Genomic DNA, 23364 nt, shown 5'->3' on the forward strand with positions numbered 1-23364 from the left:
CCGGTTCGGGTCAGCCCTGAGCGGTGGGACGGACGACGATCTCGTTCACGTCGACACCGTCGGGTTGCTCGATGGCGAACGCGATGGCGCGGGCGATCGCCTCGGGCGGTATGGCGATGTGGTCCCGCATCTTCGTGATCTCCGCTCTGACCCTGCTGTTGGTGGACGCCGCGGCGAAATCCGTGGCAGTCACGCCGGGCGAGACGGTCGTCACCCGCAGGGAGGCGCCGGCCTCCTGACGCAGCCCTTCGCAGATGGCCCGGACCGCGAACTTGCTGCCGGCGTAGACCGCCATGGCGGGGGCGACCCGGAAGGCGGCGGTGGAAGCGGTGGTGACGAAGTGGCCTGTGCCCTGTGCGCGGAAGACCGGCAGAGCGGCGGCGATGCCGTGCAGCACACCCTTCACATTGACGTCGATCATGCGGTCCCACTCCTCGACGCGCAGATCGTCGAGCGGCGAGATCGTGCCGACCCCGGCGTTGCCGACGAGGACGTCGAGTCGGCCGAAGCGCTCACGGGCCAGCGCGACCAGGGCGTGCAGGTCGTCCCGCCGGGTCACGTCGGTGCGGATCTGCACGGCCGCGCCACCCGCCTTCTCGATCCGCGAAACCAGATCCGCCAGACGCGCCGTCCGGCGCGCACCGAGAACGAGTCGCGCGCCGCGTTCGGCGAGCAGCAGCGCGGTCGCCTCCCCGATGCCGCTGCTGGCTCCCGTGATCGCCACCACTTTGCCCTCGATTCCGGACATGAGGATCTCCATTCCTTCGAAGCACCGGGGTCTGAGGCCCGGGACGGCGGCCGTGGAAGGGCGGCGCCGTTGCTCGGGCGGCCGGGTGCCGACATCGCCGTATGAGGCCGTCGCACCGTCACGGCCTGTGCTCACGAACGATTCTTCAGGAGGTTTAGCCTGGTATCCAGAATGTACTTATTCTGGAACTGGAGCTTCTATGCCACCCACGGACCAACGCCGTCAGTTGGGTGCGTTCCTGCGCAGCCGGAGGGAGCGCCTCACTCCGGGCGACGTCGGCCTGCCTCGGACCGCTCGCCGTCGGACGCCGGGGCTTCGCCGGGAGGAACTGGCATTGCTGGCCGGGATCAGCGCCACCTGGTACACGTACCTGGAGCAAGGGCGGGAGATCCGCGCCTCCGAACAGGTGCTGACCGCTCTGGCCGAGGCGCTGCGGCTCGACCGCCACGAGCGCGCCCACCTCCTCCAGCTCGCCGGACACGCGGCCACGGCCGAATCCGAGGAACGCGAGCCGCTCAAGGACGAGGTGGCAGTCGTGCCGTCGTTGCTCCAGCCGACCCCGGCATACATCATCGGCGGCAACTACGACGTCCTCAGCCACAACCAGGCGGCCGTCGAACTCTTCCCGCGCCTCATCGACCACGAGGCGGAGCGCCCGGCCAACTTCGTCCGCTGGACGTTTCTCGAACCGGTCGCCCGGGACATCGTGGTCGACTGGGAACCCGAGGCACGCGGCCTGCTCGCCCGGCTCCGGACCCAGGCCGGCCGCCACCCCGCCGACCCGCGATACACCCGACTGATCGACGAGTTGAACGAGCGCAGCCCGGAGGCGCGGGCCTGGTGGCGCCAGTACGAAGTGCAGGCCCGGCACAGCGGGCGCAAGCGGCTACGGCATCCGGGACGCGGGCCGGTCGAGTACGCCTACACCGCATTCCACCTGGCCGAACAGCCGGAACAGACGCTGGTGGTCTACCTCGACAGCGGCGAAGCGCCCGACGCCCACCCGGCCATGCCCGGCGGGTGAAGGGTCGCCCATGGTCACCGGCGCAATCCCCTCCCTCCCTCCCTCCTCCCTCCCACCCACTCACCTGCTCAGCAGTTGGGCCTCGACGAGGTCGGCCGCGCGCCGGGTGCCGCCTTCGGTGGCCATCTCCCGCTGGACGGACGCGAGGCGGTGCCTCACTTCCGGATCGTCGACGAGCGCGAGCACCGCCGCGCGGAGGGTGGCGGCGTCCGCCTGGTCCATCGGGACATGGCGGGCCACGCCCAGCCCCTGGAGCATGTCCGCGTTGCCGAACTGGTCGACGGCCTGCGGGACGGCGACCATCGGCGTGCCGGTGGCCAAACCCTCCTGGCTGCCACCCGCCCCGGCGTGGGTGATGAAGGCGTCCGCCTGCTTCAGGACCGCCAGCTGCGGTACCCACTGGTGTACTTCGACGTTTCCGGGGACCTCTCCGAGGTCGTCGGCCGTGACGTGCTTGCCGACCTGGAGCACGACATGCCAGCCCGGCAGGTCGCCGAAGGCCGTCACACACTCGCGGTAGAAGTCCGGCTGCTTGGTGAACGACGAGCCGAGCGAGACGAGCAGCACGCGCTCGGCGTCGGCCGGGCGCTCCCAGTCGCCCTGCGCGGCCCGGTCGCCCTGGCAGGCGCCGACGAAGGCGTACGTCTTCTCGTCGACCCGGTCGGCGTTCGGCTGCAGCGCCTTCGGGATGAGCACGATCGAGCGGTCGGGACGGCCGACGAACGAGTCGGGGTGCTGCGTGATGCCGTTTGCGGCAAGCCAGCCGGTGAACTTCTCGTAGTACGCCCTGCCGCGCTCGGTCGCCCTGGGTTCGGCCCACATCGGCTCGGTGACCTCCTCCTCGTGCCCCTCCCACGCGACGAGGTTCGGCGAGAGGGAGATCGCGGGCACGCCCCAGCGGTGGGCGAGGACGCGCGCCGGGTACGAGGTGATGTCGTGCAGTACGAGGTCCGGCTCGTCCCCCTCGTAAGCCTCGATGAGCTGCGGCAGTGCCTGGATCGCGTCGTTCAGGAAGGGCTCGACGTTGTCGAGGAGCGTGGTACCCCACGCCGCCGGGTCGTCGTCGGGGCCGGGCAGCGTGGTGCGGTACAGGACCGGCTCGGCGCCGGTCTCGGCAACCTTCTCCGCGAAGAGGTGCGGGATGGCGTACGTGACGCGGTGCCCTCGGGCGACGAGCTCGCGGATCACCTCGAGGCTCGGGTTCACGTGCCCATGCGCAGCGATGGAGAACATGGCGATATGAGCCTGTTTGCGATGCTCCGGGTTTGTCATGGCCTCACAGTAGGCAAGACGGAACGTCTCGCCCAACGGATTTTCCGACCGGCACCGAACCGCTCGATGCACCCACTCGGTGCATCACACCGGACAACGAAAAGGCCCGCGCACAGCGCGGGCGCGTCACCTCTGCTCGGCGACGGGGCCGAGCGAGGTCGCCGGGGGAAAAGGGCGGGCCGTGCCGGGCCGCCGTACCGTCGCTGTCACGGATGCAGCAGCGTGAGCGGACCGACCGCTCCGGCGATGGGTGAGGGGGGAGCCGCTGCTGCGATGTGGCTCGGCCCGGCGTGGGCGCTCCGCTGGGCAGCCCGCCGTCGTGACTGAGCATGCGGCTGCCCCGAACGTCGCGAAGGTCTCAGAGCTTGGCCAATTTGCCGTACGGGCTCATGATGCGTGCCCGCACCGAACCGAAGTCGACAAGTACCGCGATCTCATCCTCGATACCGATCACCCGGCCGAGGCCGTACTCATCGTTTGTGACCCGGTCTCCCACCGCGAACTCCTTGGGAGGGCGCGTGGCCGAGGGCTTGAAGGGACTGGACGGCAGATGGCGCCGGGCTGCGGCAGGCTTTGTCATTAGCAGCAGTATGCGCCTGGTGAGCGACTGCCCCCTAATATGCCGGCCAATGCAACCAAGCCGAGATCTCCGGGGACGATGATCCAGAAGCCCCGAGCCCCACGTCTCGTCGTTGTCGCAGCTGCTGTGTGACCGACGAAGAGGGCCGCATCCTGCTCCGGCCCCGCCGGGAGAATGATCTCTGGGCCCTGCCCGGCGGCGGCATGGCCGCCGGCCGCTCCCCCCCCGGCCCTTCGGTCTATTGCGCCGACGACAGGGATTCGACCATCGCGTTCAGCGGCTCCGGCGACGTGGCGAACTCTCCGAGGAAGGGATAGGACAGTTCGGCGACGAGGAACAGGTTGGCGGCAACGAGGACGCTCACCGCCCCGACCATCCCGTAGTGCATTCGGGCCTGCTCGGAGCCGAAGAGGACGGAGAATCCGAGTACCAGCCCGCTGGTCAGAAAGATGACCATCCACAAGGACGGGGGTGGGCCGACGTTGCTTCGCGCCTCCAGCAGCCGTTCCGTTCGTGCGAGAGTCAAATCCCTCAGGGACGCGAGCGAGCCGGTGAGGAAGGCTCGTTGGGTATCGCTGCGGGGCTTGATGTGCTCGTACGCGTTGTGCAGGTGGTCCAGCGCCTTCTCGGCCTCGGGCGTGGGACGGCCACTCGCGGCGTGGGACCACTCGGCCGCCGCCGCGCGTCCGTACTCCATCAGGCCCTGCCGGATCCGTGCGCTCTCGGCCTTGCCGAACACCGCGCGGCCCCTCGCCATCTGCACCGCCGCGGCGCCCTCGGCCCGCGTCGTCTGGTCTGCCGAGTTCACCTGGCCCCAGAGCGCGAGGACGATGAAGCCGATCAGGAACCCGTAGACCACAGCGACGACGGGGAAGACGTACTGCGCGACCTCGTTGTGCTCGCCCTGCTTGAGGTGAGGGAAACGGTGCCGGACAAAGGCTTGGAGGGCCGCCGTCCCGCCGGCGATACCGACGACGAGCCCCGCCAGCAGCAACCAGGAAGGGAGGTTGATCACGATCCAACGGGTCACCGCTCCACGCTCCTGACCTACCCCACACCCGCCACCACCAGCGCGGTGGCCAACGAGAGCCCCGGGCTGCGGACACGCCCCCTCGTCGGGTGTGGGCAGGCGGCCCGTTCCGTATGGTTTTCGGAGACCGGGGTGGGGAGATGAACAGCGAGTGCCCTCTGTCCCGCACGTCGTCACGTGGATCGCAGTCGTCGCTGCGTCGGTCCAGGCGATCACGGCGGTCATTCACGCCCGTCAGGGGCGGACAACGAGTGGGTCCGGCACACGTACCTCAGTAACGAGCGCATTGGCCAAGCGAGGTGTGCTTGTCCTGGTGTTCGTCGCACTGTGGGTAGCGGCGGTCGACTACGCGCGGGAGCGCAGACAATTCGGCGAACTGTCCTACGTTGTTGTTCGCGACGAGCTGGAGAACTCCACATTCCTGCGGTATGTGCTCTTCGTCGGTGATGTGGCGAACCATTCGGTCATCGCCATTCTGGCGTGCGCGACGCTTGTTGCGATCATCAGGAGCTTCGCCGTCGGACACCTGGGCACGCCACAGGTTCTTGTCCACATCGTGACGCTGGCCGCCACCGCCACGGGTGCCGTGTCGGTTGCCGTCACCGATAGCTACTTCGGGGATCCTCTCGTCCCCTGGGAGGTGATTGCTACCGGTGTCATAGCCGGCCTCAGGGTGGACGTCGGTGGTCCGGCCGAGCGATCAGGTGACCACAGCAGCCAAATCGACACCGCAACTGATCCCGAAACGGAAGCGTCGACTGTGGAGTCCGTTGGCAGGTGGGCACATCAAAAGCCTGGCCGAGGACGTACGTTGACCGTTCTGGCGTGGGCAATGGGTGCCCTGGGGTTGTTGATGCTCTTCAGCGGCAGCGCGCTGTACAAGATTTTCGTGTCAGAGGCGGAAGGTGCCGTGGCACGTCTCCCCTTGTGGATACGCCTGCTGATCATGGCCGCGGTCTGGATGTTCGGGGCCCTGCTCTTCGGTGGCAGCAGCGCTCTGTTGAAACGGGGAAGGCAGCACCGCCACCGGATCATCCCCTCATTCGAGGAGCTCGCCGGGGAACGCTATCTGCTCTACCTGCGGCCCTTCGCTCTTGACTCAGTAATGGCCCTACCGCCTACCGAGGCTCCGGGCCGACTCTTCCGCTCACCCTTCGAGCTTCCGGGACTGACGCGGGAGGAATTCATCGTGCGGCAGTTTCACGGACTCGGCCGTATCGTTGCGATCGGGCAACCCGGCGAGCGTCTGCCGGAAATCGGGGCGGAGCGCGGCTATCTGCCCGTTGACGACTGGCAGGACACGGTGAGCAGGCTGCTCCACGGCGCACACGCGGCCATCATGACAGCGGCCCCCGGTCCCGGGACAATGTGGGAATTCACCGAAGCGCTACGCACTGTCGAACCTACCCGGCTGCTCCTACTCGTCCATGGCGACGCGGACTACAACGCCTTCCGGGAGGCTGCCGCACAGGAGTACGCTACGCGGTCGTCCGCTGGAGCAGCCGATGTCAAGTGGCCACCACTGCCGCAGCTCCCCGATATCCTGCCGCCCGCTCCCCACCCCAAGGAGCTTCTTTGGGATTTCCCTCTCAAAGGAATCCTTTCCTTCGACCACCAATGGCGTCCGCAGTTCACGCGATTTCCGCCGACCGTGCCGCGAGTGAGGCATGTCTGGACCATACGTCGACTGGTGCGGCGCGAACTCAAACCGGCTCTGGACCCAGTGTCCAAGTTGCCCCCGGCATCACCGTTCGTGTAGCGGCGGCGATTCAGCTCTTCGTGGACCGGCCCCGCGGGATGTCTGGCAATCCGGAGCCCACCTGTCTGCCGACTCCTGATCGGCGCCCTGACGTCCGGAGAGCCATGTCAGGTGAACAGCTCGGGCAAGTGCGGTCAGTCGCATATCTCGATATGGAGCAGGATGTCGCCCCGGCCGTCGGCACTGAGGATGTCACCCGGGTCGCCGACCTTGAGATGGGTGGCGCCGAGTTCGGCGAGCCGCAGGGCCTGGCCATTGCGGATGCCCTGAGGAATACGGACTGTCTTCGTGCCGTCGAGCGTGTCCAGTTGCACCGTATCGCCCGTGGTCGCCGTGGCCTGGGGGATGGATATGGTGCAGTGCAGGTCGTCGCCTATGCGCTCGAAGACCCGGTGCGGGAGCTCAACGATTTCGAGGTACAGGTCGGCCGACTCGCCGCCGCCGGGGCCTACCTCTCCCTCACCGGCGAACTGGATTCGGGTCCCGTCGTCGACGCCTGCCGGAATCTTCACGGTGAGCGTGCGGCGGGTGGGCACTCGGCCGTTGCCGTCGCACTCGGGGCAGCAAGGCCCGACAATGCCCCGGCCCTGGCACGTGGGGCAGGAAGGCACATCGGAGCTCTCGCCGAGAAGGTCACGCTCGGCCTTCGCCTTCTCGCCGCGGCCGTGGCACGCTTCGCAGCGGGGCCTCGCCCTACCCCAGCCCGAGCCCGAGCAGCTTGAACACAGCACCGCCGTGTCAACGGTGATGTCCTTCACTGTGCCGAACGCCGTTTCATCCAACGTGAGTTCCTGCCGGATCAAGGCGTCTTGGCCGCGCAGCACAGCTGCATAGGGCCTGGGGGCCTTCGCGGCCCCGATGGGCTCCTCCCCGGTGGAGTCCCCGGTGGAGTCCTCGGTGGAGTCGCGGGTGGCCATCTTGCTCAGGGCCGCTGTCTCCTGCGGCGGTGGGTCCGGGAGAGGCGCACCCGGGTTGTCCCGGACCGGCGCTCCCACCGTCCGAGCGATCGTGACTTGGTACTCCAAGTCCGCCCATATCCGTGGGTGTTGCTTCACTCCGGCCCGGTGCAGGGACTCGTACACGTAGTCGTACAGCTCGGTGACGGTGATCCGGCCGTCACCGTTCAGGTCGGCCGCGCCCGTGCACAGGCCCTCGATCAGCGCGCCCGTGAAAAGGGACGGCTGGGGGGCCGTCGATTCGATGTGCCTTCCCTCCCAGGCGTACTCGGTCCGGTTCGTCGCGGTCAGTACGGCCCGGCCGTGGCCGCTGAGTTCGTCGCGGACGTGGATCTGGCCGTCGCCCTTCGCGCCGGGGAGGAAAGCTCCGCTGTAGCAGCAGTCAAGGAGGACGATGATCGTGCGGGCCCGGCAGCGTTCCATGCGGTCGCGGAGGAAGGCGGCCGGGATCGCCGTGGAGGCGGGCAGGTTACGGTCCGTGTCGCGGGCGGCGAAGTACAGGTGGCCGTCGTCGTCCTTGATGCCATGGCACGACACGTGGAGGAGGAGCAGGTCGTCACGGCTCCGGCTCAGGAAGAAGCGTTCGATGGCACGCATCGCTTGATGAGCCGGCGCGTCGCTCACCTGCTCTGTGCGGAAGGCGCCGATGCCCGGGTCGGCCAGGACATCGGCGAGGCCGGCGCAGTCCTGTGCCGGGGAGCGGAGCGTGCTGAGCGTGTGGTCGTCGTACGTGCCCGTGGCGATGAGGAGGGCGTCCCGGCAACCCGGGCCCAGGGGAGAGTCGGTCATGGTGAGTCTGCTCTGGCTACTCCTGGGCGGCAGGGGGTTGTCCGCCGCCTTGCGCGGAGGGCTCATCGGGTGCCGTCCGGATCTCCTCCAGGAATGCTTCGACCAAGCGTTGTTGCTGCTCCGGGGTCGCGTGTTCCAGCTCCAATACGCGACCGTCCACGTCGACCTTGACCGTGCGGACAGGGCGGTTGCGCATCCAGGTTTCCACCAGGTGCAGTACGGGCCGCAACGTCATCGGCGCGAGACTGACGGCCAGGGCGCCGACCGCTATCAGCTCGCTGGGCTTGGCGCCCTCGGGGATGTCTCCGCCAGGCCGGACGGGCCGTACGTCGTCGATGTCGAGTTCGAGGAGTCGACGCCTCAAATGTGAGGTGAGCTCGTCCAGTTCTTCCTGGTCCGCGTCGATCCCACCCGACACCACCAGGCTCATCCGGCTGGTTGTTGGCATGTTCGTCCCCCGTTCGTCTGCGGCTTCCAGTCTAGGAGACGGGGGTCAGGGGGCCGCCCCTTCAGCCGCTCCCCGTCAACGTGCCTGCATACAACACCAGTTCGTTGCAGTTCTTCTTGGAGGGTAGCCCCTGACCAGGTAGCGCGCCGTTATCGGTGCCGGTCGGGGCCTCTGGTCGGCCGGTGCGGCCCCGCCGGGCGGCTGACCCCGTCCCTGCCGGCCTGTGCCGTCAGGTGGGCCACCCAAGGAGCAGGCTGTGACGTCGCGTCCCTCTGGTGGCCTGCCGATGCCTCACGGCCACCACTGACCGCCCGCGCCCAGGGGTCTGAAGGCGAACCTGAGACCTACCAGGCCCGCCGTGGCGTGCTGGGGGTCTGAGGAACATCCGAGCCTCGTTCCTTGATCGTTCTCAGCGCTCACCGTGCCGGTCCCATCCTCCTCGCGGGGCGGGCTGGCCCCATCCTCCTCGCGGGGCGGGCCGGTCCCTTGACACCGCGGCGACTTTTTGGCCTTTTTGGCCCTCGGCCATAGTCAGCCACCATGGACTATGACGTAGTGGTGGCCGGAGGCGGCCCGGTCGGATTGATGCTGGCCTGCGAGCTCCGGCTCGGAGGCGCGCGGGTGGCCGTCCTGGAGCGCCTCACCGAAGTGGACCCGACGATCAAGGGCGGGGCGATCACCACGCCCAGCGCCGAGGCGCTCTACCGCCGAGGCATGCTGCCCGCGCTGGCCGAGGTGCAGCGGCAGGCGATGGACCGCTTCCAGGCATTCATGCGCGAACGGAACAGCGGGGACGGAGGCGTTGCCGCGGGCCAAGGGCTCGGGATCGTCGGGCACTTCGCCGGAATCATGCTGCGCGCCGACCTGGTCGACCGTACGGAGCCGGGCCTCGGCGACGCCGGGCCCGCCGCCGAGATCGCTTTCGTGGCGCAGCAGGACATCGAGCGGCTGCTCGGCGGGCGGGCGGACGAGCTCGGCGTCGACGTGCGTCGGGGAGTGGAGCTGACCGGCTTCGACGCGGACGACGGGGCCGTCACCGTGCGGACCAGCCACGGGGCCCTACGCGCCGGCTGGCTCGTGGGCTGCGACGGCGGCCGCAGCGCGGTCCGCAAGCTCGCGGGGTTCGAATTTCCCGGTACGGACCCGGAGATCACCTGTCACCAGGCGGTCGTGGAGATGACCGGCGTCGAGGACCTGAAGGTCGGCTGGACCGCCACGGACACCGGGGTGTACGCCCACGGGCCGATGCCGGGCCGCGTCGTCACTGTGGAGTTCGATGGCCCGCCGGCCGACCGGGACGCGCCGGTCACCACCGAGGACCTCCAGGCGCGGCTGCGCCGCGTATCCGGCGTGGACGTCACGATCACCGGGGTGCGGACCGCGACCCGCTTCACCGACCACGCCCGTCAGGTCACCGAGTACCGCAAGGGCCGGGTGCTGCTGGCGGGCGACGCGGCGCACGTGCACTCCGCGTTCGGGAGCCAGGGGCTGAGCCTGGGTATCGGGGACGCGATGAACCTCGGCTGGAAGCTCGCCGCGGTGATCGGTGGCCGGGCGCCGGAAGGGCTGCTGGACACGTACACCTCCGAGCGGCACCCGGTCGGTGCGTGGGTCCTGGACTGGACCCGGTCCCAGGTCGCGGCCATGCGCCCGGACCCGCAGTCCCGGGCCCTGCGCGAGATCGTCAGCGACCTGGCGGAGACGGTCGTGGGCACCACGTACCTCACCGCGCGGCTCAACGGTGGCGGGGTGCGGTACGAGCTGCCGGGCGAGCACCCGCTGACCGGCCGCAGCAGCCCGGACCTCGAACTCACCGACGGCGGCCGCCTCGCGGACCACCTCCACGGCGGCCGGGCGCTCCTGCTCGACCTCACCGACGACCCGGAGCTTCGGGCCCTCGCTGCGGGGTATGCCGGCCGCGTCGACACCCTGACGGCCGGCTGCCCGTCCCGCCCAAAACTGGCAGCGGTCCTCGTCCGTCCGGACGGCTTCACGGCCTGGGCAGCCGACGCGGGGGCGCACGCGCTGACGTCGGCGGCCGGGCTGGCGGAGGCGCTGGAACAGTGGTTCGGAGTGCCGGCGGGTGCGGTGACGCCGGGCTGATCCGTCGCTCTTGCGTTGATTCACGTGGAGGCGCAGGTCATTTCTTGGATTTGAAGGTCACTCGGAGCCGGCTCCTGTAAATCCGCCTGCGATCTCAAGGTTCCAACGTGACCTGCACCACAAAATACCCTCCGCCGGGGCACTCGTATGAGGGCATAGGGGGGCATTAATTCGAAGGTGAGAGCTCTTCGATTCGAAGGTTCCGCAGGTCAGCGGCCTCAATGATGCTGCTGGGAGGCGTGGCTTGCCTTGGATGATGCGGCCAAGGGATGCTTTTCGCAGGGAGGTTGGGTTTCCCTCCTTCCAAACAAGAGGAGCCACCCGCACGCCTCGAAACGAAACGGGTGGCCTCCTGCTACCCACCTCGTAGAGAGAGGGCACCGTGAGTATGAAGCCTCCTGGCGTCGCCGGCCAACCGTCTGGCGCGTCTTGGTCGACGACTGCCTACCGCTGCGCGGCGTTGGTCGGCGGCTTTGCGCTGATCTACTTCGGCAAGGCGAGTCCCGCCGAGGCGGCGGCTTACGTGTCGCCGTTCATCGCCTTGGGAGGCCGTCGCTGATCATGGGGTAAGCGCCCCGGTGTACGCGGACGGCCGTTCGCTGTCCGCGCACACCGGCCGGACCTACTGTTCTGGGGCTTCTGGAACAGGAACGACCCCCGTCGGGCAGGACCGACCCCGGTTCGTCTCCGACGGGGCACCCGGCTTGACCCCCGTCCCCTGATCCCGCAGTGCCCCGCCGGGTTCTTGTCGAGGTATTGCCGGTGTCCAGATCGTGTGGGTTGTGTCCGGAACCGGGGCTCACAGTCCGATCGGATGCTGCGAGAGCCAGCCCGTATGGCGGTTCCGAATTTCGTCGCGTTCTTCGGGAGTTGTCAGGATGACGTCCGCGCCGCCGTCGTAGGGATGGTGGAGGCGTCGGAGCCCGGCGTCGGTGATGATCACGCCGCTGAGTACGTCGTCTGCGACGTCCCGGAGGAGTCCGTCGATGCTGCCGCGTTGCCAGGGGCGGCGGTCGGCGTAGAGGTGTGTGTACGTGTGGAACTCGGGGTCGGGATCGGCGTCGTGGGCGATGGTCATCCAGGGGGAGCCGTCGGCGTGCACCTCGCGCCGGCGCGTGGGGCGCTGCGGACCGTTCGGTTCACTGGACCAGGCCGTGGTCACCACGTAGACGTCGGTGCCGGCGAAGAGCTCGTCCAGCACGGTGTTGTTGCGGTCCAGGACCACGGTGTATTCGTCCTCCGTCTCCGGGTGGCGCTTCGACCCGGGGAGGCTGTGGAAGCGCACCCAGCGGTGGCCGTAGGCGGCGCGCAGCTCATGGGCGAGGGGTGGTCCCATGGGCCACTGCCGCTGCCACAGCGCGGAGAGATGCTCGCGGTCGAGACCGAGGCTCATCCGTCGGCGCGTGCCACATCGACCGGGCAGCTGGCCCCGTCCCGGCCGGAGGCGCCTGCCCTGGGTGCCGCTCGGGAGGTTTCCGCGGTGACCTGATGGGCGAAGACCGTGAACTCCGCGTACCCGTCGTCGCTGACAGATCGGTGATCAACGACCACACGGACTCGGTTGCCGGGTAGGCCCGACTCGACAAGCATCGCGTCCAGACGGACCGCGAGGGGAAACTCCGTGTTCGGCTCGGGCTCCTCGTCCGCGTCCCAGAACAGAAGCGTCTTGTCGATGATCGAGTGCCGCACGCCATCGGCATCGACGAAGACGACCTCGACAATCGAGGGGTATGCGCTGGTGTCCACCCACCGAACTGCCGCAGCGTGCAGCAGGCCGGTGGGTGACGTGGCACGTTCAGTCATCAGCCGGCGCAATGCCCGTGGGGCAGGAAGCTCCCCAGTTCGTCTCGAACGGGTCACTCAGCTTGACCCCCGTCCCCCCGATCCCGCAGTACCCCGCCGGGTTCTTGTCGAGGTACTGCTGGTGGTAGCCCTCGGCCGGATAGAAGGGGCGGCCGTCCGCGGGGAGGATTTCGGTGGTGATGTCGCCGTAGCCGGAGTTCCGCAGGACGGTGCGGTAGGCGTCGCGGGAGGCTTCGGCGGCTTCCTGCTGGGCGGGGGAGTGGGTGTAGACGGCGGAGCGGTACTGGGTGCCGGTGTCGTTGCCCTGGCGGAAGCCCTGGGTGGGGTTGTGGGATTCCCAGAAGAGCTTCAGGAGGGACCTGTACGGGATGACCTGGGGGTCGTAGACGACGCGGACGGCCTCGGTGTGACCGGTCAGGCCGCTGCAGACCTCTTCGTAGGTGGGGTGGGGGGTGTGGCCGCCCTGATAGCCGACGAGGGTGGTCCACACGCCCTTCGCCTGCCAGAACTTCCGCTCGGCGCCCCAGAAGCAACCCAGGCCGAAGTCGGCGGTCTCCAGGCCCTCGGGGTACGGGCCGAGCAGCGGGTTGCCGAGGACGGTGTGCCGGGCGGGGACGGTGAAGCCCCGCTCGGGGCGGCCCTTCAGCGCTTCCTCGGGGGTGGGGAGGTGGTTCTTGGAGCGGGAGAACAACATCGGGATCAGACTCCAGGGGGCGAGGAAGGCGGATGGCCGCGAGGGTGGCGAAGGACGGTGCCGCGTTGTGGGCAACGCCGCTGGGCGGGGTGCGTATTCCGTGCCGTCCCGCCCGGGGCGGCGCCGGGAGCCGGTGCGCGGAGCGGCGTGCCGGCGGACATCCTCAGTGCCCGTCGCGGGGGAAGCCCGCCGAGGTGCCGCCGAGCTGTTCCCAGCCGGCGATGGCCAGGGCGCGGTAGGCGGCGTACTCGGCGGCGGGGCTGCGGCCGTAGGACCAGGGGACGGCGCCCACGTGGCCGTCGACCAGCCGGAGCTGTTCCATGGCCTCGGCGTAGCGCTCGGCGCGGACCAGGAACCAGATCAGCAGATGCCGCACATGCGGGGCCACCGGGTGGTCGGCGGGGGCCTGATCCAGGGCGAAGTGGGCGCCCTCGATGGCCCGCTCGACGACCGCGCTCTGATAGAGGCCGCGGACCAGGTTGGCCTCGGGGAGGTGCTCGTACACCGCGAAGAGCGGCAGGGCGGGCAGGAGGCTCTTCTCGGGCGCCCCGGCCGCCGCGCGCTGGGCGAACGCCTCGGCCTGGGCACGGGAGCCGTGCCACTTCTGCGACCAGTACGGCAGCGCCGCCAGGTGCGCGCCCATGTGGTGCGGGGCGCGCCGGACGACCTCGGTCCAGAGCTCTTCGAAGTCCGCGGCGCGCTCGCCCAGGCCGCGGGCGACGGCCAGCTCCGTGAGATACGGGATCGGGCTGCCGGGCGCCAGCAGCGCCGCCTCCCGGCAGACCGTACGGGCCTCCTCCATGATCATGCGGAAGTCCTGGGAGCCGGGGTCGCGCAGCGCCTGGAGGACCAGGAACTGGGCGTGCGTCTGGGCGCCGCCCGGGTCCTTGGGGGACTCCAGGCGCCAGGTGCGCAGCCAGATGCCGCCGGACCGCGGCCCGGCGGCGTGGTCCTCGCCGTCCGTCGTCTCCCGGGCCAGTTCGAAGGCGGCGGACCCGGCCAGCGTCTGGACCCGCTGCCAGCGCAGCTCCCAGTCGTCCCCGGTGGACTTCAGCAGCTCGGCCGCCGGGCGCCAGTCGCGGCTGTGGCGCACCGCGGCGAGCGCGTCGTCCAGCTCCTGGTCGGGGCCCGGCAGGCGGACGTCGAGTTCGTCGAGCGGGACGAAGCCGTAGCCCGCCATCGGGTCGCCGGCCACCAGCAGACCCTGCCGGGTCTGCTGTACGGCCCGCCGTCGCCGCATCCAGGGCAGGAAGACGAGACCGCCGAGGGCGATCGCGGCGAGGAGCACGAGCAGAGCGTCCATGTGGAGTGTCCCGGTCGGTGGAGAGAGGGCGGGGTTCTGTGGGGCGGGGATCTGTACGGAGCGGAAGGAGCTGTCCTGTGTGAGCTGTCCTGTGTGAGCTGTCCTGTGTGAGCTGTCCTATGTATTCACTATCCAACCAAGCAGAAAGTTCCTGAAGGTTCCGTCGCGCGGCCGACTACCCTCGACAGACATGAGCGATCAGCGCGAACAGCGCCACCAGCATTTCGAAACCCTTGCCATCCACGCTGGTCAGGAGCCTGACCAGGCCACCGGCGCGGTGGTGCCGCCCATCTACCAGGTCTCTACTTACAAGCAGGACGGCGTGGGCGGCCTGCGCGGCGGTTACGAGTACAGCCGCAGCGCCAACCCGACCCGCACGGCCCTGGAGGAGAATCTCGCCGCCCTGGACGGCGGTCGCCGGGGCCTCGCCTTCGCCTCCGGCCTCGCCGCCGAGGACTGCCTGCTGCGCACCCTGCTGACCCCCGGCGACCACGTCGTCATCCCCAATGACGCCTACGGCGGCACCTTCCGCCTCTTCGCGAAGGTCGTCGAGCGCTGGGGTGTGGAGTGGTCGGTGGCCGACACCTCCGACCCGCAGGCCGTGCGTGACGCGCTGCGGCCCCGTACGAAGGCGATCTGGGTGGAGACGCCCAGCAACCCGCTGCTCGGTATCAGCGACATCGAGGCGCTGGCCGGCATCGCCCGGGACGCCGGGGCCAAGCTCGTCGTCGACAACACCTTCGCCAGCCCCTACCTCCAGCAGCCGCTGGCCCTGGGCGCGGACGTGGTGGTCTACTCCACGACCAAGTACATGGGCGGGCACTCGGACGTCGTCGGCGGCGCGCTGGTCGTCAACGACGACGCGCTCGGTGCGGAGCTGGCCTACCACCAGAACGCGATGGGTGCGATCGCCGGGCCGTTCGACGCCTGGTTGGTGACGCGCGGCATCAAGACGCTGGCCGTACGGATGGAGCGGCACAGCTCCAACGCGTCCCGCGTCGCCGAGATGCTGGCCTCGCACAAGAAGGTCACCCGCGTCTACTACCCCGGCCTGTCCGAGCACCCCGGCCACGAGATCGCCGCCAAGCAGATGCGGTTCTTCGGCGGGATGGTGTCCTTCCAGGTGGCCGGCGGCGAGCAGGAGGCCGTGGAGGTCTGCAACCGGGCGAAGCTGTTCACCCTGGGCGAGTCGCTGGGCGGCGTCGAGTCGCTGATCGAGCACCCGGGGCGGATGACGCACGCCTCGACGGCCGGTTCCGCGCTGGAGGTCCCGGGCGACCTCGTGCGCCTGTCGGTCGGCATCGAGTCCGCCGACGACCTGCTGGCGGACCTCACGCAGGCCCTGGGCTGAGTTTCCTCCCCGGCTTCCCCTCCCCGCCCCGGGAGGGGGGTCGGGTGCCCTGGCCGTGCGGCTCCGCCTCGGGTGGCCGGTGCCGGGCGGCGTACGTCCGTCCCGGCGCGCGGATCGACGATTTCCGGGCGGCCGGGGCACGTTGGCCGCCGGGCTCGGGTGTCAGCGGGCGCAGGAGCGGGACGGCGTGGGCCCGGCCGCGCGGGTTCTCAGGACGCGGGCCCGGCCGGGGTCAGGGAGGCGAGCGCGGCGAGCGAGGTGTTGAAGCGGGTGAGGAGTGCGCAGAACGCGTCGCGGTCCTCCGGCGACCAGTCCTCCGTCACCAGGGCCATCAGCGCGCGGCGCGAGGCGCGCACCTCCTCCAGGCGGGCGTGGCCGCGCTCGGACAGCTGGAGCACCACGGCCCGGCCGTCCTCGGGGTGGGTGGCGCGGTCGACCAGCCCGGCGTCCACGAGGGGCGCCACCTGCCGGGTGACCGTCGAGGAGTCGATGCCCATTCCGGCCGCCAGGGCTTTGACGCCCATCGGGCCCTCCTGGTCGAGGCGGTTGAGCAGCAGATAGGCGGCGCGGTCCATGGAGTTGCGCGCCTGCCCGACACCGCCGAGCCGGCTCTGCTCGGCGCGGCGGGCGAAGACGGCCACTTGGTGCTGCAGCGCGTCGAGGAGGGTGGTGTCGGGGTGGGTCGTCATGTCCGAAGAGGTGGGCATGGCCGGGAGCTCGCTTCATCGGGTGTGGTGATGGACGGGAGGACAGCGTACGCGGACCCGGCGGGGACCGTACCGGCCCTGCCGCTCCGATAGCGCCCCGTGAGGTGGCCGAGACCGTTCCGCACCGTCGGGGTGATCTCGCCATCCGGTCGAAAAGGCCCGAGCGGGGCCGAACTGGGAGACTGGCGGCATGGCCGATCACACGTCTCGTACGCCACACGGGCCCCGCGCAGCCACGCTTCCCGACGACGTCCCCGGCACCGGGCGGGCACAGGACGAGGAACCGGTCGCGGCGATCACGGTCGATGACGTGCGCGAGGCGCACAAGCTCCTCTCCGGCGTCTCCCGGGCCACTCCGCTGGAGGGCAGCCGCTATCTGTCCGGGCTGGTCGGTTCACCCGTTCACCTCAAGTGCGAGAACCTCCAGCGCACCGGCTCCTTCAAGATCCGCGGTGCCTATGTGCGGATCGCCCGGCTGACGCCGCAGGAGCGGGCGGCCGGGGTGGTGGCGGCGAGCGCGGGCAATCACGCGCAGGGTGTGGCGCTGGCGGCGTCCCTGCTGGGGGTGCGCTCGACGGTCTTCATGCCGGTCGGCGCGCCGCTGCCGAAGGTCGCCGCGACCCGCGAATACGGCGCCGAGGTACGGCTGCAGGGCCAGGTGGTGGACGAGACGCTGGCCGCTGCCCAGGAGTACGCGCAGCAGACCGGCGCGGTCTTCATCCACCCCTTCGACCACCCGGACATCATCGCGGGCCAGGGCACGCTCGGCCTGGAGATCCTGGAGCAGTGCCCGGAGGTGCGCTCCATCGTCGTCGGGGTCGGCGGCGGCGGGTTGGCCGCCGGGGTCGCGCTGGCGGTCAAGGCGCTGCGGCCGGACGTGAAGGTCATCGGCGTGCAGGCGGCGGGCGCGGCCTGCTATCCGCCGTCGCTGGAGGCCGGGCAGCCGGTCGCCGTCGAGGCGCTGGCCACGATGGCGGACGGGATCAAGGTCGGCCGCCCCGGTGATGTGCCGTTCCGCATCGTGCACGAGCTGGTGGACGAGATCCGTACGGTCTCCGAGGACGAGCTCTCCAGTGCGCTGTTGCTGTGCCTGGAGCGGGCGAAGCAGGTGGTGGAGCCGGCCGGGGCGAGCCCGGTGGCGGCGCTGCTGTCGCACCCGGAGACCTTCGAGGGACCGGTGGTCGCGGTGCTGTCCGGGGGCAACGTCGACCCGCTGCTGATGCAGCGCATCCTGCGGCACGGCATGGCCGCCGGCGGCCGCTACCTCTCGCTCCGGCTGCGCCTGACGGACCGGCCGGGCGCGCTGGCGACGCTGCTGGGCGTGCTCTCGGTGGTGGACGCCAACGTCCTGGACGTGGGCCATGTACGGCTCGATCCCCGGCTCGGGCTGACCGAGGTGGAGGTCGAACTCCAGCTGGAGACGAAGGGCCCCGAGCACTGCGCGGAGGTCGGCACGGCGCTGCACGAGGCGGGGTACTTCGTGATCGCGTAACGGGTCGGACGGGTCGGACGGATCGGACGGTGTGCGGCGTCGCGGGAGGTCCGCGGCGCCGCACGCGTGTTCCTGCACCGTGGCCCTTACGAAAAACCGACAACCTATATCGCGATGTATCGCGTCTGCAGTAACATCCGGTTGTCGGGTCGCCGGTGCGTCGTGGTGGCTCGCACGGACAAAAGGCTCCTGTGCGGGTAAACGCCCGTAGAGCGCAGAAAGTCCGTCAACCGTAATATTCGACCTGGAATCAACCCAAGCCATGGGAGTGACCACATGCCAGGCGCCATTTACGCCGAAGGTCTGGTGAAAACGTTCGGGGACGTACGGGCTCTGGACGGCGTCGATCTCGACGTACCCGAAGGGACCGTCCTGGGAATGCTCGGCCCGAACGGCGCCGGCAAGACCACCGCCGTACGGGTCCTGACCACCCTGCTGCGCCCCGACCGCGGCAAGGCCGAGGTCGCGGGCATCGACGTCCTCGCCCACCCGGACCGGGTGCGCCGCTCGATCGGGCTCTCCGGCCAGTTCGCCGCCGTGGACGAGTACTTGACCGGCCGCGAGAACCTCATGATGGTCGGGCAGCTCTACCAGATGAGCGGCCGGGACGCGAAGCGGCGGGCCGGTGAACTCCTGGAGCGCTTCCACCTCTCCGACGCCGCCGACCGCACCGCCAAGACCTACTCCGGCGGGATGCGCCGCCGCCTCGACCTCGCCGCCGCGCTGGTCGTCAGCCCGCCCGTGATGTTCATGGACGAGCCGACCACCGGACTCGACCCGCGCAACCGCCAGGAGCTGTGGGACGTCATCCAGGAGCTCGTCGCGGGCGGCACGACGCTGCTGCTCACCACGCAGTACCTGGAGGAGGCCGACCGCCTGGCGCACGACATCTGCGTCGTCGACCACGGCAGGGTCATCGCCCAGGGCACCTCGGACCAGCTCAAGGCGCGTACCGGCGGGGAGCGTGTCGAGGTGGTGGTGCACGACCCCGGGCACATCTCCCTCACCGAGGAGGTCCTGCGCGGCTTCGGCAAGGGCGACGGCACCGTCGAGCCGCACACCCGCAAGATCACCGTCCCGGTGGCCGGCGGCGCCAAGCTGCTCGCCGAGATCATCCGCGAACTGGACACCCGCGGCGTGGAGATCGACGACATCGGGCTGCGCCGCCCGACCCTCGACGACGTCTTCATCTCGCTGACCGGTCGAGCCGCCGAGGCCGCGGAAGCGGGCAGCGACGGGGGCGGCGCCGCGGGGCCGCCGAAGAAGGGCCGCAAGGGAGCCCGGACCGGCGAGGCACCCGCCGTACTCGATACGGGCCGCGAGACGGCCGACAAGGAGAGCGTGAAGTGACGACGGCGACCGAAGCGGCACCGGTCCGCACCCCGAGCCCCCGCGGCGGCTTCAGCCGCTCCGTACGCGACTCCCTGGTCGTCGCCCGGCGGAACCTGATTCGCATGAGTCGGATTCCGGAAGTGGTCCTTTTCGGTCTCATCCAGCCGATCATGTTCGTGGTGCTGTTCAGCTACGTCTTCGGCGGCTCGGTCAACATCGGCGGCACCACGGACGCCGCCGCCTACCGCGAGTTCCTGATGGCCGGCATCTTCGCGCAGACCGTCACCTTCGCGACCGCCGGAGCAGGCGCGGGCATCGCCGACGACATGCACAAGGGCCTCATCGACCGCTTCCGCTCGCTGCCCATGGCACGCGGCGCGGTCCTGACCGGTCGCACGCTCGCCGACCTCGTGCAGACCACCCTGACCGTCGTCGTCCTCGCGATCGTCGCCCTCCTGGTGGGCTGGCGCATCCACAACGGCCTGCCCAAGATGCTCGGCGCCTTCGCCCTGCTGCTCCTCCTCGGGTACGCGTTCTCGTGGATCGGCGCCCTGATCGGTCTCTCCGTACGTACCCCCGAGGCGGCCACCTCGGGCGGGCTGATCTGGCTGTTCCCGGTCACCTTCGTGTCCAACGCGTTCGTGAACACCTCGGGCATGACGGCCTGGCTGCGCCACATCGCCGAATGGAACCCGTTCAGCGCGACCGTGCAGGCCTGCCGCGAGCTGTTCGGCAACCCGGGCGTGGTCGACTCCAGCGCCTGGCCGATGCAGCACCCGGTCATCGCTTCGATCCTCTGGTCGGTGCTGATCATCGTGGTCTTCCGCACCCTCGCGGTGCGCAAGTACCGGTCGGCCACTGCCTGATGACGCACGAGGACCGCCGTCCGACCGGACGGCGGTCCTCGTCCCACCTGCGGCCCATCCGCCCTATGCGGGGCAATAGGGAGACTTCCTGATGGAGCGGGCCAGACTGTCGATCGCCTTGCCGTTCTTGTCGTAGGCCCAGACCGTCGCGTAGTACAGGGCGTAACCGCACTTGACCGACGCCGTGGTGACCCCGCCGATTCCGATGGTGTCGGTACAGGCGCCCTTGATCGGCTTGGTGCCGGTCATGGTGGACAGCCAGATGTTGACGCAGATCTTCTTCATCTTCGCCCCGGAGAGGGCTTTGAAGTCCGCTGTCGCGTAGAGGTAGTACTGGCCGTTCTTCTTTTGCTGCTTGAGCTTCGGCGCGTACGTGAAGCTCTTCTGGCCGGCAGCCGCTGCCTGCCCGGCCGACAACGCGGAAGCGGTGACGGTCTCGGTGTCCTGCGCGGCGCCCGCAGGAGAGGTACCGGCTCCCAGCGCACCGAGGGCGAGACAGGCGGCCGCGGCCGCCGCGGTGCCCAGGCGGCGGGAGCGGCGAGGCCGGTTGAAGGTGACAGACATCCTGAGTTCTCCTGTCGTGGTCAGCGATGGGGAGATTGGCACCAGGGATCGTGTCCGGGTACCGAGGGCCGGGCAATCGAATTTTCGGGAATGGCACCAAGCTGCCGGAGCTGCCGGAGCTGCCGGAGCAGCTGGAGCTGCTGGAGCTGCTGGACATCCGGATCAGGGTGACCGGCGAGGGCCGGCCTCGGCGGATCCCCGCCTCGCCGGATCCCCCGAGGCCGGCCGGCGAGGACGCGGCCGGCGAGTGGCGGAACAGCGAAGCGGCCCGGAGTGCTCCTCGGCCTCCGGGCCGCTTCCGTCTGTCTCACGCCTGGGCGGCGCGGGCCGCCTCAGCCGCTGTACGGCTTGGCGTCGAGGATCTTCACGGTGGCCTTCTTGCCGTTCGGGAGCTCGTACTGCGCGCTGGCGCCGACCTTCTTGCCGTTCACGCCCGTGCCCAGCGGCGACTGCGGGGAGTAGGTCTCGATGTCCGAGCTCGCGTACTCCCGGGAGGCCAGGAGGAACGACAGCGTGTCGTCCGGGTCTCCGTCGAACGCGATGGTGACGACCATGCCGGGAGCGACGACACCGGTGGCTGCGGGGGCCTCGCCGACCTTCGCGGTCTGCAGCAGCTGGGTCAGCTGGCGGACACGAAGCTCCTGCTTGCCCTGCTCTTCCTTGGCGGCGTGATACCCGGCGTTCTCCTTCAGGTCACCCTCCTCGCGGGCCGCCGCGATCTTTTCGGTGATCTCGGCGCGGGAGGGACCAGACAGGTGCTCCAGCTCGGCCTTGAGCTGGTCATACGCCTCCTGGGTAAGCCAGGTGACGTTTTCGCTGGTCTGGGTCACAGGTGCTCCTCGTCGGTACTGGGGATAAATCAAACGCCCTACCAAGAAGGTTTGCGCCTTCACAGGTGGGCGAAACCACGAGCCTAACAATTCCGGCACAAAACGGGGAGGGGGAATTCCCTGGCGACGCATCGTCGCTGTTCAGGGGCGCTCACCCCGCGCGGCGTCCGGCTTCACGCGCCGGCTTCGCACGCCGGCCGGCGAGGGTGCGTCGCGGAACGGCCCGTGGCGGGGTCAGCCGCCGCCGGCCCGTGCCCGAGTCAATTGTCGCCGGCCGCCTGGCAGCCGACAAGTACGGCGTTGGTCGCCCGCCTGGTGGTCCGCAGCGTGACCTCGGTGTTCACCTGGGCCGCGCGCTGGTCGATGGTGACGTCCCTGCGGCCCACCTCGGAGCCGTCGGCGGCCTGCGAGCGGAGCGTGCACACGCCCTTGCCGTCCGTGTCCTTGATGACTTCGAGGTGCACCTTGACGGCACTGTCGGACACCGCGTCCCAGGTGATGATGCGGCCACTGAGATCCTGCCCGGCGATGTACGAGGCGCCGGTCCAGCCGACGACCCCGAGCAGTGCGACGCCGAGCACCGCACCGAGGATCTTGAGCTTGCGGTCCGCGCGCCCGTCGGCGGGGAGGCCATAGCGTCCCTCCGGGAGCTCGTCGCGCACCGACGTCATGATCATTCCTCCTGGTACGGGGACCTGTCCGGGACCTGGGTCCCGGAGCCCGGAGCGGTGTACCGGCCCGGGGTGGGGTCCAGGGAATACAGCGCCCCCTCGCTTCGGTCACTATAGGAGGCATCCACTTACGCCTTTCACCCAGCCTTTCAATGAGGATCGAGTCTTGACTGAGCAGCTGCGATTGATGGCGGTCCACGCCCACCCCGACGACGAGTCGAGCAAGGGTGCGGCCACCATGGCCAAGTACGTGTCCGAGGGGGTGGACGTGCTGGTCGCCACCTGCACAGGAGGCGAGCGAGGTTCCATCCTCAACCCCAAGCTCCAGGGCGACCCGTACATCGAGGAGCACATCCACGAGGTACGGAAGAAGGAGATGGACGAGGCCCGGGAGATCCTGGGCGTCAAGCAGGAGTGGCTGGGCTTCGTGGACTCCGGGCTGCCCGAGGGCGACCCGCTGCCGCCGCTGCCCGAGGGCTGCTTCGCGCTGCAGTCCGTCGAGGAGGCCGCGGCGCCGCTGGTGAAGCTGATCCGCGAGTTCAAGCCGCAGGTCATCACGACCTACGACGAGAACGGTGGCTATCCGCACCCGGACCACATCATGACCCACAAGATCACGATGGTGGCGTTCGAGGCCGCCGGCGACCCGGAGAAGTACCCGGAGGCCGGCGAGCCCTGGCAGCCCCAGAAGCTCTACTACAACCAGGGCTTCAACAAGCCGCGCACCATCGCGCTGCACGAGGCGCTGCTGGCGCGCGGCATGGAGTCGCCGTACGGCGAGTGGCTGGAGCGCTGGAAGCAGTTCGAGCAGCGTGAGCGCACGCTGACCACGTACGTTCCGTGCGCCGACTTCTTCGAGATCCGGGACAAGGCGCTGATCGCGCACGCCACCCAGATCGACCCCGACGGTGGCTGGTTCCGGGTGCCGATGGACATCCAGCGCGAGGTCTGGCCGACGGAGGAGTACGAGCTCGCGAAGTCGCTCGTGGACACTTCCCTCCCCGAGGGCGACCTCTTCGCGGGCATCCGCAACAATTGACCC

General features: G+C 69.5%; 22 protein-coding genes and 1 pseudogene. 9 read left to right on the forward strand and 14 right to left on the reverse strand.

Features of this window, described 5'->3' with window-relative positions; all coding sequences use genetic code 11:
• Positions 1-10 precede the first annotated feature (10 nt).
• A complete protein-coding gene (locus ACGFML_RS02340; protein WP_393539052.1) occupies positions 11-748 on the reverse strand; it encodes an SDR family oxidoreductase in 738 nt (245 codons plus the stop codon).
• Between the two features lie 199 nt (positions 749-947).
• Here ACGFML_RS02340 and ACGFML_RS02345 point away from each other — a divergent pair, with 199 nt between their 5' ends.
• Positions 948-1772: a helix-turn-helix transcriptional regulator gene (locus ACGFML_RS02345; RefSeq protein ID WP_393539054.1), complete on the forward strand. Its 825-nt coding sequence runs from the start codon at positions 948-950 to the stop codon at positions 1770-1772.
• A gap of 60 nt (positions 1773-1832) precedes the next feature.
• Here the strand turns inward: ACGFML_RS02345 and mgt are convergent, their stop codons facing one another.
• Positions 1833-3044 (reverse strand): macrolide-inactivating glycosyltransferase, encoded by a 1212-nt coding sequence (gene mgt, locus ACGFML_RS02350; protein WP_393539056.1) that lies wholly within the window; start codon positions 3042-3044, stop codon positions 1833-1835.
• Between the two features lie 358 nt (positions 3045-3402).
• Positions 3403-3624 carry a hypothetical protein gene (locus tag ACGFML_RS02355; RefSeq protein ID WP_393539058.1) on the reverse strand — a complete coding sequence of 74 codons (222 nt, stop codon included), beginning with the start codon at positions 3622-3624 and terminating at the stop codon, positions 3403-3405.
• A 65-nt stretch (positions 3625-3689) separates the two neighbouring features.
• Here ACGFML_RS02355 and ACGFML_RS02360 point away from each other — a divergent pair.
• Positions 3690-3863: pseudogene (locus ACGFML_RS02360) on the forward strand (DNA mismatch repair protein MutT); the annotation flags it as partial.
• On the opposite strand, the gene ACGFML_RS02365 reads toward ACGFML_RS02360, so the two are convergent.
• A complete protein-coding gene (locus tag ACGFML_RS02365; protein ID WP_393539060.1) occupies positions 3863-4654 on the reverse strand; it encodes a hypothetical protein in 792 nt (263 codons plus the stop codon). The pseudogene ACGFML_RS02360 and the gene ACGFML_RS02365 sit on opposite strands and share 1 nt — an antisense overlap.
• A 313-nt stretch (positions 4655-4967) precedes the next feature.
• Between ACGFML_RS02365 and ACGFML_RS02370 the strand changes: the two genes are divergently transcribed.
• Positions 4968-6413: a hypothetical protein gene (locus ACGFML_RS02370; protein WP_393539062.1), complete on the forward strand. Its 1446-nt coding sequence runs from the start codon at positions 4968-4970 to the stop codon at positions 6411-6413.
• A 134-nt stretch (positions 6414-6547) separates the two neighbouring features.
• Here ACGFML_RS02370 and ACGFML_RS02375 read toward each other — a convergent pair whose 3' ends face one another.
• Both ACGFML_RS02375 and ACGFML_RS02380 read right to left on the reverse strand, forming a co-directional pair.
• A complete protein-coding gene (locus ACGFML_RS02375; RefSeq protein WP_393539064.1) occupies positions 6548-8158 on the reverse strand; it encodes a DnaJ C-terminal domain-containing protein in 1611 nt (536 codons plus the stop codon).
• A gap of 16 nt (positions 8159-8174) precedes the next feature.
• Positions 8175-8606, reverse strand: a complete 432-nt coding sequence (locus ACGFML_RS02380) for a hypothetical protein (protein WP_393539066.1) — start codon at positions 8604-8606, stop codon at positions 8175-8177.
• Between the two features lie 540 nt (positions 8607-9146).
• Between ACGFML_RS02380 and ACGFML_RS02385 the strand changes: the two genes are divergently transcribed.
• Positions 9147-10709: an FAD-dependent monooxygenase gene (locus tag ACGFML_RS02385; protein WP_393539068.1), complete on the forward strand. Its 1563-nt coding sequence runs from the start codon at positions 9147-9149 to the stop codon at positions 10707-10709.
• A gap of 799 nt (positions 10710-11508) precedes the next feature.
• On the opposite strand, the gene ACGFML_RS02390 is transcribed toward ACGFML_RS02385, so the two are convergent.
• The 4 genes from ACGFML_RS02390 to ACGFML_RS02405 all read right to left on the reverse strand — a co-directional run bounded on the left by ACGFML_RS02390 (position 11509) and on the right by ACGFML_RS02405 (position 14509).
• Complete coding sequence (locus tag ACGFML_RS02390; protein WP_393539071.1) at positions 11509-12102, reverse strand: hypothetical protein; 594 nt, start codon at positions 12100-12102, stop codon at positions 11509-11511.
• Positions 12099-12455, reverse strand: a complete 357-nt coding sequence (locus tag ACGFML_RS02395; RefSeq protein WP_393539073.1) for a hypothetical protein — start codon at positions 12453-12455, stop codon at positions 12099-12101. Before ACGFML_RS02395 ends, ACGFML_RS02390 begins: the two co-directional genes overlap by 4 nt.
• Positions 12456-12504: 49 nt before the next feature.
• Positions 12505-13206, reverse strand: coding sequence for a peptide-methionine (S)-S-oxide reductase MsrA (gene msrA / locus ACGFML_RS02400; RefSeq protein WP_393539075.1), 702 nt, complete (start codon positions 13204-13206; stop codon positions 12505-12507).
• A gap of 163 nt (positions 13207-13369) precedes the next feature.
• Positions 13370-14509, reverse strand: coding sequence for a hypothetical protein (locus ACGFML_RS02405; RefSeq protein ID WP_393539077.1), 1140 nt, complete (start codon positions 14507-14509; stop codon positions 13370-13372).
• Positions 14510-14699: 190 nt separating this feature from the next.
• On the opposite strand from ACGFML_RS02405, the gene ACGFML_RS02410 reads away from it, so the two are divergent.
• Entirely contained in the window at positions 14700-15860 is a 1161-nt protein-coding gene (locus tag ACGFML_RS02410) for a cystathionine gamma-synthase (RefSeq protein ID WP_393539079.1), read from the forward strand.
• 209 nt (positions 15861-16069) lie between these two features.
• Here the strand turns inward: ACGFML_RS02410 and ACGFML_RS02415 are convergent, their stop codons facing one another.
• A complete protein-coding gene (locus ACGFML_RS02415) occupies positions 16070-16567 on the reverse strand; it encodes a MarR family winged helix-turn-helix transcriptional regulator (RefSeq protein ID WP_393539081.1) in 498 nt (165 codons plus the stop codon).
• 190 nt (positions 16568-16757) lie between these two features.
• Between ACGFML_RS02415 and ilvA the strand changes: the two genes are divergently transcribed.
• The 3 genes from ilvA to ACGFML_RS02430 all read left to right on the forward strand — a co-directional run bounded on the left by ilvA (position 16758) and on the right by ACGFML_RS02430 (position 20257).
• A complete protein-coding gene (gene ilvA / locus ACGFML_RS02420) occupies positions 16758-18059 on the forward strand; it encodes a threonine ammonia-lyase (protein ID WP_393539083.1) in 1302 nt (433 codons plus the stop codon).
• A 276-nt stretch (positions 18060-18335) separates the two neighbouring features.
• Positions 18336-19409, forward strand: coding sequence for an ATP-binding cassette domain-containing protein (locus ACGFML_RS02425; RefSeq protein ID WP_393539085.1), 1074 nt, complete (start codon positions 18336-18338; stop codon positions 19407-19409).
• Positions 19406-20257, forward strand: a complete 852-nt coding sequence (locus ACGFML_RS02430; RefSeq protein ID WP_393539087.1) for an ABC transporter permease — start codon at positions 19406-19408, stop codon at positions 20255-20257. Before ACGFML_RS02425 ends, ACGFML_RS02430 begins: the two co-directional genes overlap by 4 nt.
• A 63-nt stretch (positions 20258-20320) precedes the next feature.
• Here ACGFML_RS02430 and ACGFML_RS02435 read toward each other — a convergent pair whose 3' ends face one another.
• The 3 genes from ACGFML_RS02435 to ACGFML_RS02445 all read right to left on the reverse strand — a co-directional run bounded on the left by ACGFML_RS02435 (position 20321) and on the right by ACGFML_RS02445 (position 22322).
• Positions 20321-20821, reverse strand: coding sequence for a hypothetical protein (locus tag ACGFML_RS02435; RefSeq protein ID WP_393539089.1), 501 nt, complete (start codon positions 20819-20821; stop codon positions 20321-20323).
• Between the two features lie 332 nt (positions 20822-21153).
• The gene (gene greA, locus ACGFML_RS02440) at positions 21154-21651 is read right to left on the reverse strand and encodes a transcription elongation factor GreA (RefSeq protein ID WP_393539091.1); all 498 of its coding nucleotides are present in this window, start codon (positions 21649-21651) and stop codon (positions 21154-21156) included.
• A 260-nt stretch (positions 21652-21911) separates the two neighbouring features.
• Positions 21912-22322, reverse strand: coding sequence for a DUF4307 domain-containing protein (locus tag ACGFML_RS02445; RefSeq protein ID WP_393539093.1), 411 nt, complete (start codon positions 22320-22322; stop codon positions 21912-21914).
• Positions 22323-22488: 166 nt separating this feature from the next.
• Here ACGFML_RS02445 and mca point away from each other — a divergent pair, with 166 nt between their 5' ends.
• Positions 22489-23361, forward strand: a complete 873-nt coding sequence (gene mca / locus ACGFML_RS02450; protein WP_393539095.1) for a mycothiol conjugate amidase Mca — start codon at positions 22489-22491, stop codon at positions 23359-23361.
• The last annotated feature ends 3 nt before the right edge of the window (positions 23362-23364 follow it).

The sequence above is a fragment of the Streptomyces sp. NPDC048650 genome, from assembly GCF_043199095.1.
In the GTDB taxonomy this organism is placed as follows: Bacteria; Actinomycetota; Actinomycetes; order Streptomycetales; family Streptomycetaceae; genus Streptomyces.

Bases quoted from the DNA above. Each gene is read 5' to 3' on its own strand.
- ACGFML_RS02415 (WP_393539081.1), bottom strand. From the start codon at position 16,567: ATGCCCACCTCTTCGGACATGACGACCCACCCCGACACCACCCTCCTC.
- ACGFML_RS02375 (WP_393539064.1), bottom strand. From the start codon at position 8,158: ATGACCGACTCTCCCCTGGGCCCGGGTTGCCGGGACGCCCTCCTCATC.
- ACGFML_RS02390 (WP_393539071.1), bottom strand. From the start codon at position 12,102: ATGAGCCTCGGTCTCGACCGCGAGCATCTCTCCGCGCTGTGGCAGCGG.
- ACGFML_RS02445 (WP_393539093.1), bottom strand. From the start codon at position 22,322: ATGACGTCGGTGCGCGACGAGCTCCCGGAGGGACGCTATGGCCTCCCC.
- ACGFML_RS02435 (WP_393539089.1), bottom strand. From the start codon at position 20,821: ATGTCTGTCACCTTCAACCGGCCTCGCCGCTCCCGCCGCCTGGGCACC.
- ACGFML_RS02405 (WP_393539077.1), bottom strand. From the start codon at position 14,509: ATGGACGCTCTGCTCGTGCTCCTCGCCGCGATCGCCCTCGGCGGTCTC.
- ilvA (WP_393539083.1), top strand. From the start codon at position 16,758: ATGGCCGATCACACGTCTCGTACGCCACACGGGCCCCGCGCAGCCACG.
- ACGFML_RS02355 (WP_393539058.1), bottom strand. From the start codon at position 3,624: ATGACAAAGCCTGCCGCAGCCCGGCGCCATCTGCCGTCCAGTCCCTTC.
- ACGFML_RS02410 (WP_393539079.1), top strand. From the start codon at position 14,700: ATGAGCGATCAGCGCGAACAGCGCCACCAGCATTTCGAAACCCTTGCC.
- ACGFML_RS02425 (WP_393539085.1), top strand. From the start codon at position 18,336: ATGCCAGGCGCCATTTACGCCGAAGGTCTGGTGAAAACGTTCGGGGAC.
- ACGFML_RS02385 (WP_393539068.1), top strand. From the start codon at position 9,147: ATGGACTATGACGTAGTGGTGGCCGGAGGCGGCCCGGTCGGATTGATG.
- ACGFML_RS02380 (WP_393539066.1), bottom strand. From the start codon at position 8,606: ATGCCAACAACCAGCCGGATGAGCCTGGTGGTGTCGGGTGGGATCGAC.
- msrA (WP_393539075.1), bottom strand. From the start codon at position 13,206: ATGTTGTTCTCCCGCTCCAAGAACCACCTCCCCACCCCCGAGGAAGCG.
- mgt (WP_393539056.1), bottom strand. From the start codon at position 3,044: ATGACAAACCCGGAGCATCGCAAACAGGCTCATATCGCCATGTTCTCC.
- ACGFML_RS02340 (WP_393539052.1), bottom strand. From the start codon at position 748: ATGTCCGGAATCGAGGGCAAAGTGGTGGCGATCACGGGAGCCAGCAGC.
- ACGFML_RS02345 (WP_393539054.1), top strand. From the start codon at position 948: ATGCCACCCACGGACCAACGCCGTCAGTTGGGTGCGTTCCTGCGCAGC.